The 18,481-nt window shown below is 54.9% G+C and carries 13 protein-coding genes and 1 pseudogene; 5 read left to right on the plus strand and 9 right to left on the minus strand.

The window, feature by feature from the left end; genetic code table 11:
• Positions 1–87 precede the first annotated feature (87 nt).
• The 3 genes from AC2FIB_RS00355 to AC2FIB_RS00365 all read left to right on the plus strand — a co-directional run bounded on the left by AC2FIB_RS00355 (position 88) and on the right by AC2FIB_RS00365 (position 4,355).
• Positions 88–1,497 (plus strand): amidohydrolase, encoded by a 1,410-nt coding sequence (locus tag AC2FIB_RS00355; protein ID WP_496841462.1) that lies wholly within the window; start codon positions 88–90, stop codon positions 1,495–1,497.
• Positions 1,498–2,125: 628 nt separating this feature from the next.
• Positions 2,126–3,463 carry a DUF3300 domain-containing protein gene (locus tag AC2FIB_RS00360; RefSeq protein WP_496737480.1) on the plus strand — a complete coding sequence of 446 codons (1,338 nt, stop codon included), beginning with the start codon at positions 2,126–2,128 and terminating at the stop codon, positions 3,461–3,463.
• A gap of 1 nt (position 3,464) precedes the next feature.
• Entirely contained in the window at positions 3,465–4,355 is an 891-nt protein-coding gene (locus AC2FIB_RS00365; RefSeq protein WP_496737481.1) for a DUF2950 family protein, read from the plus strand.
• Between the two features lie 306 nt (positions 4,356–4,661).
• On the opposite strand, the gene AC2FIB_RS00370 is transcribed toward AC2FIB_RS00365, so the two are convergent.
• The 3 genes from AC2FIB_RS00370 to AC2FIB_RS00380 all read right to left on the minus strand — a co-directional run bounded on the left by AC2FIB_RS00370 (position 4,662) and on the right by AC2FIB_RS00380 (position 8,881).
• Positions 4,662–6,557 (minus strand): amidohydrolase, encoded by a 1,896-nt coding sequence (locus tag AC2FIB_RS00370; protein ID WP_496841465.1) that lies wholly within the window; start codon positions 6,555–6,557, stop codon positions 4,662–4,664.
• 429 nt (positions 6,558–6,986) lie between these two features.
• Positions 6,987–7,931 (minus strand): hypothetical protein, encoded by a 945-nt coding sequence (locus AC2FIB_RS00375; protein WP_496841466.1) that lies wholly within the window; start codon positions 7,929–7,931, stop codon positions 6,987–6,989.
• A gap of 530 nt (positions 7,932–8,461) precedes the next feature.
• The gene (locus tag AC2FIB_RS00380; RefSeq protein ID WP_496732837.1) at positions 8,462–8,881 is read right to left on the minus strand and encodes a hypothetical protein; all 420 of its coding nucleotides are present in this window, start codon (positions 8,879–8,881) and stop codon (positions 8,462–8,464) included.
• A 283-nt stretch (positions 8,882–9,164) separates the two neighbouring features.
• Between AC2FIB_RS00380 and htpX the strand changes: the two genes are divergently transcribed.
• Both htpX and AC2FIB_RS00390 read left to right on the plus strand, forming a co-directional pair.
• The gene (gene htpX / locus AC2FIB_RS00385; RefSeq protein WP_496732838.1) at positions 9,165–10,070 is read left to right on the plus strand and encodes a zinc metalloprotease HtpX; all 906 of its coding nucleotides are present in this window, start codon (positions 9,165–9,167) and stop codon (positions 10,068–10,070) included.
• A 148-nt stretch (positions 10,071–10,218) separates the two neighbouring features.
• Positions 10,219–10,895, plus strand: a pseudogene (locus AC2FIB_RS00390) (IS6 family transposase).
• Between the two features lie 256 nt (positions 10,896–11,151).
• Here AC2FIB_RS00390 and AC2FIB_RS00395 read toward each other — a convergent pair.
• The 6 genes from AC2FIB_RS00395 to AC2FIB_RS00420 are packed head-to-tail and all read right to left on the minus strand — an operon-like array spanning position 11,152 to position 18,339.
• Positions 11,152–12,093 (minus strand): ABC transporter permease, encoded by a 942-nt coding sequence (locus AC2FIB_RS00395; RefSeq protein ID WP_496732839.1) that lies wholly within the window; start codon positions 12,091–12,093, stop codon positions 11,152–11,154.
• On the minus strand, positions 12,090–13,133 hold the full coding sequence (locus AC2FIB_RS00400; protein WP_282121007.1) for an ABC transporter permease: 1,044 nt from the start codon (positions 13,131–13,133) through the stop codon (positions 12,090–12,092). The genes AC2FIB_RS00395 and AC2FIB_RS00400 overlap by 4 nt, the downstream gene beginning before the upstream one ends.
• Complete coding sequence (locus AC2FIB_RS00405; RefSeq protein ID WP_496732840.1) at positions 13,123–14,643, minus strand: ABC transporter ATP-binding protein; 1,521 nt, start codon at positions 14,641–14,643, stop codon at positions 13,123–13,125. Before AC2FIB_RS00405 ends, AC2FIB_RS00400 begins: the two co-directional genes overlap by 11 nt.
• On the minus strand, positions 14,640–16,046 hold the full coding sequence (locus AC2FIB_RS00410) for an amidase (RefSeq protein ID WP_496732841.1): 1,407 nt from the start codon (positions 16,044–16,046) through the stop codon (positions 14,640–14,642). The genes AC2FIB_RS00405 and AC2FIB_RS00410 overlap by 4 nt, the downstream gene beginning before the upstream one ends.
• Positions 16,015–16,998, minus strand: a complete 984-nt coding sequence (locus AC2FIB_RS00415) for a BMP family protein (RefSeq protein WP_496841469.1) — start codon at positions 16,996–16,998, stop codon at positions 16,015–16,017. The genes AC2FIB_RS00410 and AC2FIB_RS00415 overlap by 32 nt, the downstream gene beginning before the upstream one ends.
• 39 nt (positions 16,999–17,037) lie before the next feature.
• The gene (locus tag AC2FIB_RS00420) at positions 17,038–18,339 is read right to left on the minus strand and encodes an amidohydrolase family protein (RefSeq protein ID WP_496841470.1); all 1,302 of its coding nucleotides are present in this window, start codon (positions 18,337–18,339) and stop codon (positions 17,038–17,040) included.
• Positions 18,340–18,481: the final 142 nt, after the last annotated feature.

Here is an 18,481-nt window from a genome sequence, read left to right on the forward strand (position 1 = left end):
GACAGGGGCGACGTAGCAACCTGAACTGAGCGAACGGGCAGAACTGACTGAGACAACCGCGGATGCAGATCTCCAGAATAGGCGTTCGTGCAAATCAACACCTTCGCAGACGCCAATCCCGACGAGGAATTCATTCGGGGTATCGGATGGAATGCGACCCTGATGGGCGGTGAGTTCACCGCAGCTGATCTGGACGCGGTCGTCCCCGACAGACCGGTTTTCTTACAGGATTACACCATTCATGACGCATGGTTGAACACCAAGGCGATGGAAATGGGCGGCGTTAACAAAGATACACCAGACCCAGTTCCCGGCCTTATCTATTTTGTGAGAGATGAAGACGGTAATCCAACTGGCTATGCAAAAGAATTCGCGTGGATGGGAGCATATGTCGAATCCGGTGCCTGGCAACCGGATACGATGATCCCTGAAAGCCAAAAAACGCTTTATGATCTTGCTGCTAAATTTGGTTACACCACTTACATCAACCAGGGGTTAGTGACGCCAAACATTAAATCCCAGGCAAAACATCACGAAGACAACAAAGTGGCACTGGAAATCTTGCAATCGCAAGCCGATGAAGGCGACCTGAAGCTACGCACGTTGATGATGACCCTTGTCAAAGGTGATGATTTTGATGCTGACGACGCCGTTGCCAATACTCTGGAGCTGAGGTCTTCTTTTAACAATGATGACGTTCGCGTCCTCGGGATCAAGGTCCATCCAGAAGGCGTCCATACGAGTCACGCATCGATCATGCTTGAACCATGGAAGGACCAACCGGAAAAAACAGCGGTGCGGGGCGTATCTGCAGCCCTTACCGACGAAATAGTTCTGAAGGCAAACGCAGCCGGACTTGACGTGTCTGTACATGTCGACGGCTCTAAAACTGTTCGTGAAACTGTCGACTCGTTCATCACCTCCAAGAATGCGGGGTACACCGGCGCCCGCAATTCGCTGCAACATTTGGCGTTTGCGCATCCGGATGATGTAGAACGCATTATTGAGCATAATATTCTGTCCAACATCACCCCGATCTGGGGTACAACATGGAGCGGTGGACTTGACGGTGCATTGGAAATCATGGGTCTTGAACGGACCGTTTCCGAGTTTCAGCGCATCCGCACATTGATGGATGCGGGCGCGCCCGTCAGTATCGGTGCAGATGTTCCAAGCACCGACCCCAATCTCATGGGGGCTTTGACGTTATGCGAAGCAGCGGTTACCCGGCGCGATCCGTCAAACGCGGAGGATGAACGTGTCTTCCCGCCTGTGTATCAGTCCCTCACACTTGATCAGTGTCTATATGCGGCAACCATGGGCGGTGCATATGAAGCGCGAATGGAAGATAAGATCGGAAGCCTTGAATTTGGCAAGTATGCCGATCTGGTTATTCTGGAAGATGATCTCTTTTCAGTGCTTCCTTCTGAGATTGCTGACGTGAGAGTTATCGCAACAATGAAAGGAGGAACGTTCACCCACAAAGATGGCCTTTAAGGTTGTGGAAACGTAGACGTTCTTTGAACATCGAGACCGGAACGCAAACCTACTGGTTGGAAGGCCCAACCGATGGCGGAACAGCGTGGGCGGTGAATTACGCAGCCCCTGAATTTCATAGATTCTCGGGTTGCCCCATTTCCTTTGGTTCGGAAAGAACTGAAATCATCTTTTCACATTCATCTCGCAATCACTCAACTTCAGGCTACGATCCGACCTTCAAAAGCATCTGACAAGTTATTGGGACGGCCTGTTGAAAAAATGTACGGTCTACAATCAGACATTCGCAACAGAGTCGCAAATTGACAGAAGGTTGCGGTGACAAGTTTGTTCAGGGGCTTGTGCTCTACGACTACGGTCAGGTTGTGCCCTTTGCCTACCTCCGGTGGCTGGAGATTCGTCTGCCTGAGATGCAGCCAGAAGATGCCATGCGAACCTCATAATTTGCACTCGCGTCGCGGGACGTCCACTTCAAGCTAATCGTGAATTTGGTTTTTTGCTGCGCGGACTTGCAGCGTGGAAATTGCCGCAGAAGCCCAAGATTCCAAACCGCCGCACAGCATGGGCACCGCCCGGTTGCCAGAATCACATTCTTAGGTGATCCTTCGATAAATTGAAGGATCGCAATATGTTTAGATACCTAATAATTGCTCTCAGCATTGGCGCATCTACTGTCCTGTTCGCACAAGAGGCATCCGATGATGCCGCTGCAACTGAAGATACCTCGGCGACTTCATCTGCCCTACTAACTGATGCAGAATTGCAGACTATGGTAGCCCCAGTAGCTCTCTACCCCGACACATTGCTGATACAGATATTTGTCGCTGCCACACAGCCCTTGGAGATAGTAAAGGCTGAACGGTATTTGCTGGATAACGCCGACCGTGATCCCGTCGAGCTTGAACCGGAAATCGAAGCCATGGGCTGGGACCCTTCTGTCAGTGTATTGGCGACTGCGTTCCCAGACGTCGTTGGTCAGATGGCTACCCATATCGATTGGACCGAGACAGTCGGCACAGCCATGCTGGCCCAGTCCGATGATGTGATGGATGCGGTGCAGGTCATGCGGGATCAGGCAATTGACAGCGGTGCTCTTATTTCCGGGCCCGAACAAACCGTCGAGGTGTCCAATGACGACACAATTGTAATTTCGCCGACAGAACCCGAGACAGTGTACGTTCCGCAATACAATCCAGAGACAGTGTACACTGGCCCTTCGACTGGCGATGTTGTGGGTGCGGCATTGTTAACGTTTGGCACCGTGGCCTTGATCGACGAGATTTTTGACGATGACGACGATTGGTATGACTACTGGGGGTGCCGAAATTGCGGTGGCTGGGGAGGTGGCCCGATATACAGAAACCCTGATATCGACATAGATGTCGATGGCAACGTCAATATTGGCAATGACATAGATCTTGGCGACCGTACGGATATCGGATGGAAACCCGATGCTGGCCGTCAACAGGAAGCCCGAGACAAAATCGCAGATCACAAAAGACCTGAAGGCGGACGTGGCGATTTGCCAGTCAACCGCCCTGAGGGTCGTACGGATGAACTGCGCGCAAAGTTGAGTCGCGAGTCCGGTTCCGCAGACATTAGTCAGGACCGGGCAGCTGCTGCGGTCGCTGCGGGCGCAGGTGCGGGGGCTGTTGCTGGCGGTGCTTTGGCAAATCGGGGTAACGGAAACAAATCCCTGCCGCAGGTGAATCGGGGCAATGTTGATCGGGATAGGGCTGCCGCAAAACAGCAGGTTATCGACCGCACCAAGCGTCCGGATACGGCGAAAAAGCCTGTCGCAAAAAGACCGCAGACCGCCAAGAAGCCGCAGGCGAAGAAAGCCGCAACAACTCAGCGCAAGACCTCGGCGGCCAAAGGGCAAGCGATGAAGAAAAAAGCGTCCGGCAACAGAACTCAAAGCGCGTCCAAACGTGGGCACGCCGCCAAAGGCAAGCGGAGACGGTAAGATGCGTAGATCGGTAATTTCTTTTTTATTGCTCGCTGCGACCACAAGCCCGGCGCTGTCGGACGGAACCCAATTTGATACGCCTCAAACCGCACTGGACGCTTTTGTCGGTGCTTTGCAGGCCAACGATCAGAGCAAGTTGCTCGAAATTTTCGGTCCCGAAGCCGAGGATTTGGTTGGAACGGGTGATCCGGCGGAAGATCAAGAAAGAAGGCAAGAAGTGCTTGGTATGTACGCCGAGGGGTACCGTTTTCAGCCTGAGGATGATGGGGTTGTACTTCTCCTGGGTGAAGACAGTTGGCCCTTCCCGATCCCAATTCTGCGAGCAGAAGACGGTTGGCAATTTGACCTAGAAGCTGGGATCGAGGAACTCTCAGCCCGCGAAATAGGTTTGAATGAATTGGAAGTGATCGAATTGCTTGAGGCCTATGTTGATCTTCAGGCAGCATTCCGCCTTGTGGACCACAACGGTGATGGCGTCATGGAATTCGCTCAGTCAATCATTTCAGATCCAGGGAAGCGGAACGGCCTCTTCTGGCCAGAAGAAGACAGTTTTGTCGGAGCAGCGCTTGCCCGCGCCGCCGCCTCGGGGTGGAGCGACGGTGCGGCTGATTACGAACCCGAACCTTTCCTCGGTTACTACTTCACAATTTTGCAGGGGCAGGGACCGAAAGCCCCGGGTGGTGCCTATTCCTACTTTGTCGGCGATCGGTTCGTCGCGGGGCATGCCTTGCTGGCAGTACCTTCTGAATACGGAGAAACTGGTATCCATTCCTTTCTGGTTGGTGAAAACGGCATTGTTTACGAGGCTGATTTTGGCCCGAAGACACTTAGTGTTACAGAGGAAATTTCCACCTACAATCCCGGCACTAATTGGTCACCAATCGAGTAAACTTAGATCGGCGACGACGCTTAGTCACCGGGATCTGATTTAGCCGCTTTTTTACGGTGTGCTGGAGTAGATTGAATGCGTTGCCGACTTGATTAGAATTGGTTAGGGACGGATCGGTCTTGCAGCAACTATTTTTTTCCGATGAAATAGCTGTCCTCGGTTCTATTTGACCCATCTTGCCAGCAGTGGTTTGACTGAATGGCCACACCGTTCGCAGAGCAGACGTTCACGTCGAGTTCTGCGAAGGACTGCATTGAGCCCATTCCGGACAACCTCTTCCTACAACTCGTAGCATAAAAATAAGAGTTATAGGTGTGTGTGTACAACTTTGAGAGCATGCTCAAGTGTTGCTCGTGCAAAGTCAGCGTCTATGTTGCCAACTCCACCGACCGGAGGCATCAACGACGCTTTCCTCTCTGCATCTTCAATTGGAAGAACCCGCCCTTCCATCACGGTTCCCCAGACTTTAACGTCCCTGATTTTCATTGGATCCACCGCAATAGGGTTGTCGTCGAGAATGGTAAAGTTTGCGCGTTTCCCCGGTTCGATGCTGCCGATCTCATGTTCAAGTTTCAATGAGTAAGCGGCTTCGATCGTTACTCCACGAAGGGCTTCCTCTACACTGACCCGTTGATCCGGCCCCGCGACGCGACCTGACGCGGTCACCCTGTTTACAGCACACCACATCAGGAAAAGAGGATCGGCTGGTGCCATTGGCATATCGGAATGCAGTGACCAGGAGATTCCCGCCCTTGAAACATCGCCCAGACGTACCATCGCATCCGCTCTGGTTGGCCCGAGGCCGACAGAGGAATACTGGTCTGACAAGGCGGTGACGTAGTATGGATTGCCACTGACAATGGCTCCAAGTTCCGAAATTCTCTGCACCTGTTCTTGCGCGCTGACTGCGAAATGAACCAGAACGGTCCGATGGTCATAGCGCGGATTGCGTCTCAGATTCATTTCGAGTGCGTCAAGAACGCGATCAAGTCCTGCGTCGCCGTTCACGTGCACATGAATTTGGTAACCTGCATCCCAGTAAATGCGGAATGCTCTATCAAACAGGCTCTTGTCCATCATCCATTCGCCCGTGTGGCCATCCAGATATGGATCACGTACCTGCATAAGCAACGAATAGATTGCCCCATCTGCAAACAGTTTGGCTTGCTTGGGCGCAAGGCTGGTCATGCCCCCATACCAGCCTTCGAGATTTTCGGTCTCGGCGATTACCTGATCATCATCGGCGTAGGTGTCGACCAAGGTTTTAGCGTCCGGCATGAAGGACCAACGAAAGGGCATGCCAGGACTGGACATAACCGCGTTGATACCGTCCTGAACAGGTTTGGCCAGAATGCCACCGGGTTCGTTTCCAAACGTAATGCCTTTGGCGTGCATGTAGTCACGCGTCAGCTCCAAACCGGACTGCAACCGCTCCGGGGTTGCAGCAATTGAAGCGATGAAGGGCAGCACCGCAAACAATCCCTGTTCCCAAAATCGTCCCTCCGAAAATTTGGACTGTGCCTGCTCCGTAGCTGCAAACCCATTGACGACGTCCTGCGTGACATTTCCCATTTCTAGTGCGGCACTGTTCAGGATCATCTCATGACAAGACCTCGCCCAAACCAGTATTGGTTGGGTCGAACTTACGGCGTCGAGATCCTCCCGCGTAAGCGGACCATAAAAGGCTGGGTGATACCCCCATGAAACGACTGGCTCAGATGGGTCGGTACGTTGCTCGACTGCTTTTGTTAATCGGTCGGTGAAGTCCTTTTTGTCCTTGACCGCAGGGACTGTGCCCGCGGGTAAAACCCAATCTTCGATCGAAAGGATTTCCGAAGACATCGTGAGAGCCGCCAGTAACGGGTGATCGTGCTGGGCGAGAAAGCCAGGCACAATGACGTGGTCGGCAAACTTTGTATCTACTTTATAGCGCTGCCCTTTCAGGATGCCTTGAACGTCTTCAAGACTACCGACCAAAAGGATGCGGCCATTTACGACAGCGACGGCTTCAGCTGAGGGCTTTGCCGGATCAAGCGTCATTATTTCTCTGGCGGTGTAAACCGTCACCTCGGGAAGTGGTACGATTGCCGTTCCCAATTCAGAAAGCGAACCGGACTGTCCAAACGCAGCGCTGAGTGGTGTTAAGGCCGTTGCACCAGCAAGTCCTGCTCTTAGAAATTTGCGGCGGTTGATATTGGGCATTTCTGACCTCCTGACGTCAGTTTTTTGCACTTTGCCGGAGCAACGCGGCGGCAGCCAAAAGATTTTTTGAATGTTTTTTTGCTGAAGTTGTTTCTTTGCGAGCGTCCGCTTTGACCGCAAAGCGGACATTGCTGTCGTCTGAGCTGGCCCAATGTCCTACTGAAACCGTCAGGTGACCGCCTTGGGCTCGAAGCCTGCGTCGCCTCGCCAAGTGTTTTGAGTAGCCGGATCTAAAGATAAACACTCCTTCACAATAGGACTTATTGAGTGAGTGCACTAGGCGGTGCATCCGGTGTCGCCGAGTGGATAATCAGCCATCACAAAAAAGGGGAAGGTGGCGACGCAGCGTTTGACGTTTGGAGCCCAGGGCCGAAATGCGTGAGGAGCAGCGCGTGCTTAGTTTTTCTCGCTCAGTGTTACCTACGTTATCTACCTGCAGATCGGCAATTCCAGCGGTGGTTGTTTGGGCAAGGATGCTCTCCAACTGTTTATGATAGGCTGGAGGCTGCTTTTGGGCCAAAACTTTGGTGCGCCGATTGCTTGTAGGCAAGCTGCGTTCCAATAAACCCCTGCTCGCGATAATGATTTTCCTTTTTTTACCGCCTTGGCGACAGCGTTGATGTCTTTGGATTCCGGGTAGATGTAGAGGGTCGTCGGGTTCCCTTCTACAAGCGCCAGGATTTCTTTAGAGGCGGACTGTGACCATGTTGTACAACCATTGCTGCGACCACCCGTGTAGTTCACAAGCCTTCCGTAGGGGACATAACTGTCGTTGTCTGCGTGCGTGCTTTGTGGGTTTTTGAACCTGCATTGCCACTTTAGGAAAACGGCGGGATGGCCGCCGATGGCGCGCTCCCGGGCATTGCTCGTTTCTCCTTGACCATCAAACAAAAGGAACGTGCGGTAGAACGGCTGCGTTTTGCCGGATTGACTGTAGTACCCCTTGAATGACGTGCGGGTTTCAGCCGTCACATAGGCACCGCCGGCGGTTAGTTTCGATCCTTCTGCATTGCTGAAGTTCTTCGCGCATTGCCGACCATTCGAAAAATTGGCACGCGTGAGTTTTCGACCATTGCCGTAGCCGGACGAGACTGCTCGAAAGGACTCTTGCGACTCGCAGATGACGTAAAACCGCTTGCCGGGATTGCCGTTTCTTGTGGTACTTGGGCGGGTTGCATCTTTGGCAAGATAGCAGGGGTTCCTTACCTCGCCTCGACGTACTTTCTCTTTGTAAAGCGCTCGCGCCCTTTTCAAAACGATCGGGGCGATTTGCCCGTCACCCGTGCCCACGTGCTTTTGTAACCACGCCGGGACATCTTGTGATATCGCTTCAACCCGGTCGGGCAGGGCGCCTGCCGCGATGGCAATTGTCATGGCGGAGAGTGCAAGACGGAGTGAATTCGGTAGCACCGGGAGATCTCCTGCTAGAATGTCCTCGGGGCCAGTCTACCACAAATCCCATGCAATCGGATGCCAGCCAAGTGTACAAACGAAGCTTCCTGTTGCCTCAAATCCCGTTTTGCGTTTCGAGGGGCTTGTCGTTCATCTTGAACAAAAGTGCTGCGACGTTGCATAGGTGTCTGGACACTCGGAGATCGACTTCCAAGTGAATGCAACGACTATTCGTCGAAAGTCTCTGTTGGTAATCGCAATGGCTGCTCCGCACATTGCGCTGGGATAAACGGCGGCGCTGAATGATACGGTAAGCAGTCTTCCGCAGTTGCACTCACTTCAAGTTCAACGCGGAGACGAGGTCATTTTGCTCAAGCCCAACATGGCGCTGGCTTGGATAGGTTGGCCAATCTGAAGTTTTGTTCGAAAAACATTGTAGCTCTGTTGCTATGGACGGCAATAGATCGGCAAGAAATCCCACCTGTAGTCGAATTTCCTTGTTGGGAACTCATTTAGTTGAGGAAATCTTCACCGAATTTACTTGCCACGTCGACCACACGGTTATCGTCAGTTTGAATTGAGTTCGCGGGATTGCCTCCTCCAAGCTCAGCCTTAGCGGAGGTCATCCAAAAAGCTCGTTGCCAAGGCGTCATGTCGGCCGGCAGCGCCTTTAACACCGTTTGCATCAAAGGAAGCGGAGTTCCGTCTTCTGCGAATTGGAAAGATGGGTACGCGTCGATGCCTTCATATGGGACAGAGAAAACCTTTCCGGTCCTCTTCCAGATCTCACCTATTCGCGTGATTTGCCAGGAACCTTTCTTCCACTGCGCATGAACAGATCTATTGTCCAGCAACGGATATTTCCGGGCAAACTCAACTTTGCGGATGTCATCGACCGCGCAAATCGGTTCTTCGAACTTGGCAACATACATCTTCTAACCAACAGTACTCGCAAAAACACACAGGACAATACTGTCAGAATCTCAACTTCTTGGAAGTGTAATAGTTCACACTTTGGAATGCGTTCTTTAGCTGAGTTGTGGACTTAGATTTAGATAATTGAATTTAAATGAATTTTTTTCTAATTTAGTTCGAAAATATATCATCCACTGTTCAGCTCGATAGCCTGCCTTGCCACAGATCGGGGCAATAATCATTGCAACGTGAGCGTATTGATCACACATCCAGAATGAGCCGCGTAGAGGCCTGCTTCGAATGGGTTATACGAAGACTGCAATATTGATGGCCGCAATGACGGCCTTGTTCATGGGGTTGGGATACCTTCTGGCCGGAACGGGCGGCATGCTGTTCGCCTTGGTTTTAGCGGCAGGCATAAACATGTTTACTTGGTCGAACTCAGACAAAATGGTTCTTCGCATGCATAACGCAAGACCAGTTGCATCTGGTGACCAAATGGGATTGTCCCAAATGGTCGGGGATCTCGCAAAGAGCGCCGGCATTCCAAAGCCAGCTGTATACCTGGTTGAAACACCCCAGCCCAATGCATTTGCTACAGGCCGCAACCCCAACAATGCTGCTGTTGCAGTTACCACGGGGTTACTGCAAACCCTAACAAGGGACGAGTTGGCGGGCGTTGTTGTGCACGAACTGGCGCACATCAAGAACCATGACATTGCGAACATGACGGTAGCTGCCACATTTGCCGGTGCGATTGCGATGCTAGCAAACTTCGCACTGTTCTTTGGTGGAAGACGGGATAGCGCTCTTGGTCTAGTGGGAGCGATTGCACTTATGATCTTGGCACCATTGGCCGCAGGGTTGGTCCAAATGGCGACTAGTCGGACAAGAGAATACGCAGCTGATCGCGTCGGCGCCGAGATCTGCGGTCAACCTCTGGCATTGGCATCTGCCCTCGAACTTATCCAGCAAGGAGCTGCGCGCATCGATAAAGATGCCGCAGAGCGCAACCCGGCAACCACACATATTTTTATTGTCAATCCATTACATGCGCACGCACGTGACAAGCTGTTTTCAACTCATCCGTCGACGAAAAACCGGATAGCTGCGTTGAGGACAGTCGCCCAGCAGTCTAACGCAGCCGACGAAAGGAGGATTACGAGTAGCAGAAACCAGCAACCACCGATTGGACCATGGGGATGAAAGTCGCGCACAAGAACTGCTGCCTATAGTTCTTAGCTGTCAGTTTATTCGTCGACAGAATCGGCAAAACGACTACGAGGACCCATCTGGCGTCTTGTCGGACCAACTTGGCTAGAGCAGGGCAGGGCGGCTGCAAAGCATACTGGGAATGACGAAATCTGCCTCCTTCCAGTACTTAAAAAACCAACCCTCAGATCATCTTCCTGGTGGTGATGCTCGATATCAGTTTCTCACTTTCACTATGGAATGTCGAAGACACACTTCATGAACGCGGTATCGACGTAAACCATGACACTGACCGCTACCGGTGGAACAGGTTCGGCCCGCGCTGACATCAGGCGGAAGGCGGGTGCGGCAGCTGTATGCGTTTTCGCAATGGAAGCGACACGTGGACTAGGACTTTGTGAAGGTGAATGGCATGAGACACTATCTCTGGCGTGCCCTCGACCATGAAGGCGAAGTGCTGGAAGTAATCGCCACCAAATGTCGAAATAAAGCCGCGACACTGAAATCCCTCAATAATTGATAAAGCGTCACGGTAATACGGAAGAGATCGTTACTGACAGCTTTGCGTCTTACTCAACAGCGTTCAGACAATTAGGTGCGCCAGAAAAACAAAGGACGGGTTGGTGGCTCAACAACAGTGTTGATAATTCGTCCCCCCCATTCCGACGACGAGGACGCGCTATGCAACGTTTCAAACGCATGCGAAGTTTTCAGAAATTCGCCGCCGCCCACTCTTCAATCTACAACCAATTCAACCAGGAAAGGCCGATAATCAATCGAGACACATTCAAGCTGACACGCTCCGCTGCACTGGCGTGAAAAAGGCGTGAGATACAGGACAGCGTCACCGGCCTAACAGAGACGATTTCGAATTCGTCTGACAGCACCCAGGTGACGTTTTATTGGGTCTCCTCCTGCGATGCTGCAGAAAGTAGGAGAGTCAATACAATTGGTACTGCTCGGAGATTTCCGGAATGCGGCTTTAAGTCCGATTCGTCGCTCTTCGTGGGTACCATATGCAAGTACATTTTTTGAACTTGTTCCTTTCCCGGCCAATATGCGCGAACGAATGGCGCTAACGTTCACCGCGCCGGTAGGGTGCCATCAACGCCGCGGGTATTTCGGCTCTGCGGGCGACAAGGACGAGCGCGACGATAGAAAGTACGTAAGGCGCCATCAGGAAGAGTTGGTAGGGTACGCCTTCAATCGCTGTCTGCAGCCGCAGCTGGTATGCATCAAAGAATGCGAATAACACGGCGCCAATCAGCGCCTTGCCGGGCCGCCAGCTGGCGAAGACGACCAGCGCAATGCAAATCCAGCCCCGCCCCTGAACCATACCTGGGAAAAAGCTGTTAAACGCCGTTGTCGTCAGGAAAGCCCCGCCCACCGCCATCAAAGCCGATCCGACAACGACTGCACCGATGCGGATGCGGATGGGGTTCAACCCCTGTGCCTCAACCGCATGCGGGTTTTCACCGGTCATACGAATGGCCAGCCCTAGTGGTGTTCGGGCAAGGACATACGCCATTGCAGCCACAGCAAAGAGCGCCAGATAAGTCGGCAGGGCCTGGGAAAACAGGATCGGACCGAGAACAGGTATGTCGGAAAGCTCAGGAACATTGAGTGGCTGGAAAGGCTCTATCGTTGGGGGCAAGTCACCCACTTCGACAAGTAGCCTGTAGAGGTAGTAGGCCAAAGCAGATGCAAACAGCGTAATACCAAGCCCCGATACATGTTGCGAAAGCCCAAGCGGAACCGTCAGCATGGCATGCAGCAAGCCCATCACGGCGCCGCAAAGGGCCGCAATCATCAGGCCCACCAGCAAAGGTGCACCCAAGTAGACGGCAAGCCAACCGCTCATCGCGCCCATGGTCATAATCCCTTCGATCCCTAGATTGAGCACGCCCGAACGTTCGCAGAGCAATGCGCCAAGGACTCCAAATATAAGTGGCGTAGCAATACGCAACACGGAAGCCCAGAGGCTGGTATTCAGCAGCAGTTCAATTGCATCACTCATCGACGCACCCGATAGGTTGTGAAAAGAAGGGCCACGATCATGGTAAGCAAACAGAGCGCTACAATCACATCGGCGATAAAACTGGGAACGCCGGTCGCGCGGCTCATGGCGTCGGCCCCGACGAAGACTGTGGCAACGAAAACAGCGGCAGCAACGACGCCGGCCGGATGCAAGGCTGCGAGCATGGCGACAACGATGCCCGCATAGCCAAAACCGGGGCTCATGGTGGTGGTGACCCCTGCCGTTACACCCATGACTTCGACAGACCCGGCGAGCCCCGCCAGGGCGCCCGAAAGCAGGGCTACGCCCATGATCGTTCGGGGTAGGGATATTCCGGCAAAGGCAGCGGCACTGGCGTTCAAACCTGCGGCGCGCGTTTCAGCGCCAAAAACGGTGCGCGCCAGGATCAGCCAAACGGCACCTGCTGCTGCAATGGCAAAAAGCAGCCCGATATGCAGACGCGTGCGCGGGATCAGATCCGGGAGACGAAAATCTCCGTCTACGGGCACTGAAGAGGGCCACCCAAAGGCCAACGGATCGCGCATCGGACCTTCAATCATGAGGCCGACGAAGAGGATTACGATGAAGTTGAGCAGAAGGGTCGTCACCACCTCATCCACCCCGAAACGCAGGCGTAAATAGGCAGGTCCCGCCAACAGGGCCGCGCCTGCCGCCATGCCCGCCAACATTAAAACAGGAATACCGATCCATCCCGGAACCCCGAGCGAATGGCCGATCCAAGCGGTGACCAGCGCGCCGATAAAGAACTGTCCCTCGCCACCGATATTCCAAAGTCGCGCGCGAAAGGCGACAGCTGCGGCCAGCCCGGTGAAAATAAGCGGCGTGGCGCGGGTCAGCATCTCAGTGATCGAAAGGCGTGAGCCAAGCGCACCGGTCAGCATTTCGCCATACGCCGTGAGCGGGTTTACCCCCGCAGCTGCGATGAGACCCGCAGCGAGAAGTAACGCAGTAAAGATCGCGGCCAGCGGCGCAATGATCACAAGGTGCAGTGGCACATGTGTGCGTCGTTCAAGCCGCATCATCATTTTCCTTCCAAACACCCGCCATCATCAGGCCAAGACGTTGCGGGTCAGCCTCGTCGGCGGATATGGGCTCCGACAAGCGCCCTTTAACGATGGCCTGGATTCGGTCTGACAGGGCCACGGCTTCTTCCAATTCCTCAGAAATGAGCAGAATCGCTGCACCTTCAGCCCGTGCCGCCAAGAGCTCGACATGAACCGCGGCAATTGCCCCCTCATCAAGGCCGCGCGTTGGTTGGTTGGCGAGGACAAAGCGTGGCCCGTTGGTTAGGACCCGACCAAGGATCAGCTTTTGCATATTGCCGCCAGACAGCAACCGTGTTCGCGTGTCGGGACTGGCACCACGGATATCAAAACGTTTAATCAGCCCTGAAGTGTAATCGCGGGCGGCACGTTGCCGGACAAATCCTCGCCGCGAAAATTCCGGTGTGCGCAGCCGTTCGAGCACTGCATTTTCCCACAAGCTCAACTCGCCCACGACACCTTCTGCATGGCGGTCTTCAGGCACCCTGCCTGCTCCGGCGCGGATCATTCCACGCGGTCCCAGATGGCTGATTTCTTCGTCTAGGAGTGTCAACCGCCCGGCGCTTGGGTGGACCAACCCAGACAGTAGGCCGCCGAGCGATGCCTGACCATTGCCTGAAACGCCAACGATACCAAGGATTTCACCAGTATGGACGGTGAATGACACGTCATCCAGGCGCAACTCACCGTCCTCTTCCACGCGCACATTGTTTGCAATCAGAACTGGCGCGCCAATCTTATGGTCATGGCGTACGGGCCGTTCCACTTTGCGGCCAACCATCAGTTCCGCCAGCTCTCCGGGGTTGGTTTCAGACGTTTTGCGTTCTGCAACCATCTTGCCGCCACGAAGTACGGCTACACGGTCTGAGGCAGCCATGACCTCATGCAGTTTGTGGCTGATGAAGATAAGCGAAAGACCCTCCTTCGTCATGTCGCGCAGGGTCTCGAACAGGCGCATCGCCTCTGGCCGGGCCAGAACGGCGGTAGGTTCATCCAGGATCAATATGCGCGCGTCGCGGTAGAGCGCTTTAAGAATTTCAACACGCTGGCGTTCTCCCACGGAAAGCGACCGAACCTTGGCCTCGGGGTTCACGGGCAGGCCAAACCGCTCTGCGATCTGCAACAACTTTTCGCGCGCCTCACCACGAGCGGAACGCGCGCGCGTCATGGGTTCGGAGCCAAGCATGACGTTTTCAAGAACGGTGAGGTTGCCCGCAAGCGTGAAGTGCTGGTGAACCATTCCCACACCCACCTCGATCGCTGCGCGCGGAAGGCCCGGAGGCAGCTCTTCGCCGAACACCCTGACAGTACCTGCGTCGGTTGCGTAGTGGCCAAACAGGATATTCATCAGCGTCGTCTTGCCAGCGCCGTTTTCACCCAGAAGCGCAAGGATTTCCCCCTCCGCCAGTGTCAGGGTCACATCATCATTTGCGGTAAGCGTTCCAAAACGCTTGGTGATGCCGTGAAGCTCCAGAACCTTGGTCATGCGGGTAGGCCTGCGATTGGGGACGGAAAGGAAAGTGCGGGCGCGCGGGTCTCGATAAGTGCACCGAGTTTTAGCAGTGCGAAATCGGCACCGGTGGGACCAATCAGTTGCACACCGAGAGGAAGGTCATTTGCCATGCCAAAAGGCAGCGCCAGGGCTGGCAAGCCCGCAACATTGGCAAGTGCTGCGTTTGGGGCAAAAGCTTCCAGCCGCGCCATGTGTTCATCGGGGGAAGTGCCAGACAGATCCAAAGTGCCGACAACGGGCGGAGCAGAGGAGAGGACCGGCATCAGGATGGCATCGGCGGATTTGAAAAGCTTGCGGGAGCGACTTGTCAGGCGTGCCAGCTGTCGCGAGGCCGCAAAAAGCGCGGTGGCAGGTGTCGCACGACCCTCAGTAGCCATGGCGGCTGCGAGCGGTGGAACCTGGTCGTCAGATATCTTGAGTGCGGTCAGCCACTCAGCCAACGAAACAGCCAATATGGTTCGGGCGATTTCATGAGCCTCAGCCCCAATCCGGTCGGGGGCACGAACATCATGCACTTCACAGCCTGCGTCGCGCAGCGCGTCGGCAGCACCTTCCGCAGCTTTGCGCTGATCAGGTCCACAACGATCCGGCAATGCCACCGCGACACGGGGACGTTTTGGGAAGTGCACCGGGGCCATAGGTTGGACAACAGCATCAAGGGCGGTAGTCACGTCACGGACCGATCGCGCCAGGATCAACTCAGACGCTATGCCCATCAGGTGATTGGCAAAATCAGGGCCTCCGGGCACCGCACCACGAGACGGCTTGAGCCCGGTCAAACCGCAACACGCAGCAGGTACTCTGATGGATCCGGCTGCATCCGTGGCATGAGCAATTGCAACGATACCACCTGCAACCGCAGCCGCAGCGCCTCCAGATGAACCACCGGGTGTCAACGCGGGATTCCATGGATTTCGGGTCGCAGCCATGCCATCTGGTTCGCATGTCAGGGAAAGGCCGAATGCGGGTGTTGTAGTCAAGCCAAATGGGATCAAGCCGGTTTGGCGCAAATACTGTAACAGGCGACTGTCACTTTCGGGTTTACGCGCTTGTGCGCGGATTGCTGCGGATCCGGCCGCAGCGGGTAGTCCTTTTGCGAAACCACCGAGGTCTTTCACCAGAAACGGAACCCCATAAAACGGACCGCGCTGGTCAGATGGCAATGCGTCTGCTGCCCTCGCCCCGGCGCGCGCCATGTCTTCGTCCAGAAATGCCACGGCCCCCAAATCCGCCTGCGCGTGGCAGGCAGAAAGGCTTGCCTCCATCACGTCGACGGCAGTGATCTGCCCTGACGTAATGGCGGCCGCAAGAGCCGTGGCATCGGTCACGTCAAAGCCCGCAGGATCAGGAGGGCTCGCTTTCGTCGATCGGAACATCCCATTCGCCGGATTGGATCGCGGCCTGTTTAGCCTCCATCGCCGGGATGGCGTCAGCAGGCACTTCATCGGCGACATAGATCAACTCATTGCCGCCATGGGCCATGAAGGAATATTCTGTGTAGTTGCGCCCCGTTGGGTTACCGGCCTGAACGTCGGCTACGATAGCCTCGATAGTAGGACCGTAATTCCAGATCGCGTTGGCAAAGACTGTGCCTGGATAGCGAGGCGTATAGTCGATAAGCGAACCGATGGCCTTCACGCCCCGGGCTTGGGCGGCATCCGCAGTGCCAATGCGCTCACCAAACAGGACACCTGCGCCCGCGTCGATCTGGGCAATCGCAGCTTCTTGCGCGCGGGCCGGATCAAACCATGCTCCGATAAAGCCGTTCACGAAGGTGGCATCTGGGTTCACCTCGGTCACCCCCATTCGAAAAGCATTGATCAACAGGTTCACTTCGGGGATCGGATAACCGCCGACCGAACCAAAGACATTGCTTTCTGACATTTGGCCCGCAAGCATCCCGGCCAAATAGGCCGCCTCGTGGTTGCGGGTGCCGAAGACGCCGAAATTATCCCCTTCCGGCCCACCGGAAGAGCCCATGAGGAAAGCGGTATCCGGGTAATCGCCCGCCACTTCGCGTGCTTCGCGTTCCACGGCGTAGGACTCGCCCCAAATGATTTGCGCACCACCTTCGGCATATTCGCGCATCGCGCGGGGATAGTCAGTCGGAGCTACACCTTCCGAAAACTCATATTCGATCAGACCAGCGTCCGCGGCCTCCTGCATCGCTACATGGATACGACTGTTCCACGCGTTTTCGACAGGAGACATATGCACGCCAGCGACTCGAGTCGCAGATTGTGCGTTCACGCGACGGACATAGGTCGGCAGGGCCAGCGTGGCCGCAGCGCCGACCATCAGTTGACGGCGGGTTGTGGTGAGTTTCATTGGTAGATCCTCTTCTGTTGGTGGCAATTGTTCTTGTTCTTAAGCTTCCTGAGTATTGGGCCTGGGCGCGTAATCTGCGGGATCCAGGGTCGTGGGGCGGCCGGGCAACGAAAGCGCCGCCATTCGGGGTTCTGTACGGGCCAACACCTTGCCGTTTTTGATTACGGCAAGGCGGGTGGGTTTCATGCGAACAGCTTCAATCGGATCACGCGCCTGCAGTACAACCATACTGGCAGGGCCGCCTTCGCGGATTGTCGGGTCGGGCAGGCCCATGGCTTTGGCGCCATTTTGGGTTACCGATGTGAATGCCCATTCCATCGCTTCCCGGGATGTCATCGGTACCGCGTGCACACCCATATGAGCCACTTCCAGCATGTCAGCGGACCCGAGCGAATACCACGGGTCCATTGTGCAATCCTGCCCGAAGGCAACGTTTACACCGGCCGCGCGCAGCTCTGGCACGCGGGTCAGACCTCGGCGGCGCGGATAGGTGTCCGAACGCCCTTGCAGCGTGATATTGATCAGAGGGTTGGGTACCACGTTCATACCGCTTTCTGCGATGAGCGGGATTAGCTTCGATGCATAGTAGTTGTCATAAGAATGCATCGCAGTGACGTGGCTTGCAGTTACACGGCCCCCAAGCCCAAGGCGCGTGGTCTCAAAGGCCAACGTTTCTACGTGGCGAGACATCGGATCGTCGCTTTCATCGCAGTGCAAATCCAGCATCAGGCCGCGGCCCGCCGCTATCTCGGCCAGTCTTGTGACCGATCGAGCCCCTTCGGACATCGTGCGTTCAAAATGCGGGATCCCGCCCACGACATCGACACCCATATCGAGCGCCTGGATCAGGTTTCTCTCTGCGTTTTCTGATCGGTAAAGTCCATCTTGCGGGAATGCCACCAGTTGCAGATCGATATAGGAGGCGACCTGTTTACGTACCTCCAAGAGCGCTTCAACACCCACCAATGGAGTGGATGAAACATCCACGTGCGAACGGATGGCGAGCAGTCCCTGCGACACGGCCAGATCGCAATACCGCATGGCCCGCTCAATCACCGCTTCAGGTGTCAGCAGGGGCTTCAACTCACCCCAAAGCGCGATACCCTCCAAAAGCGTGCCCGAGACATTCATGCGCGGCAACCCTAGGCTCAGGGTCGCATCCATATGGAAGTGCGGGTCCGTAAAAGGAGGGGAAACCAAACGCCCAGCCGCCTGAATCTCTTCATGCGCCTCAGCCTTGATTTCAGGCGCAATTTCCGCAACGCGGTCTGCCTTTATCGCGATATCCACCGGCCCGCTGCCATCCGGCAGGCTGGCCTGTCTGATGATTATATCGAGCATCCAACTCCCCCAAATTTGACCGCATGGTAAAAAGTATTCTGCAAGAATGCTAATAGTTTTTGCGGCAGTTCCGGACCCATTGTTTCCGCTAGCCTCGGTGCGTGCCTATAACCAAGGCTTGTGTTGACCTTTCTTGGCAGCT

This window comes from Ruegeria sp. YTSA072, from assembly GCF_059610285.1.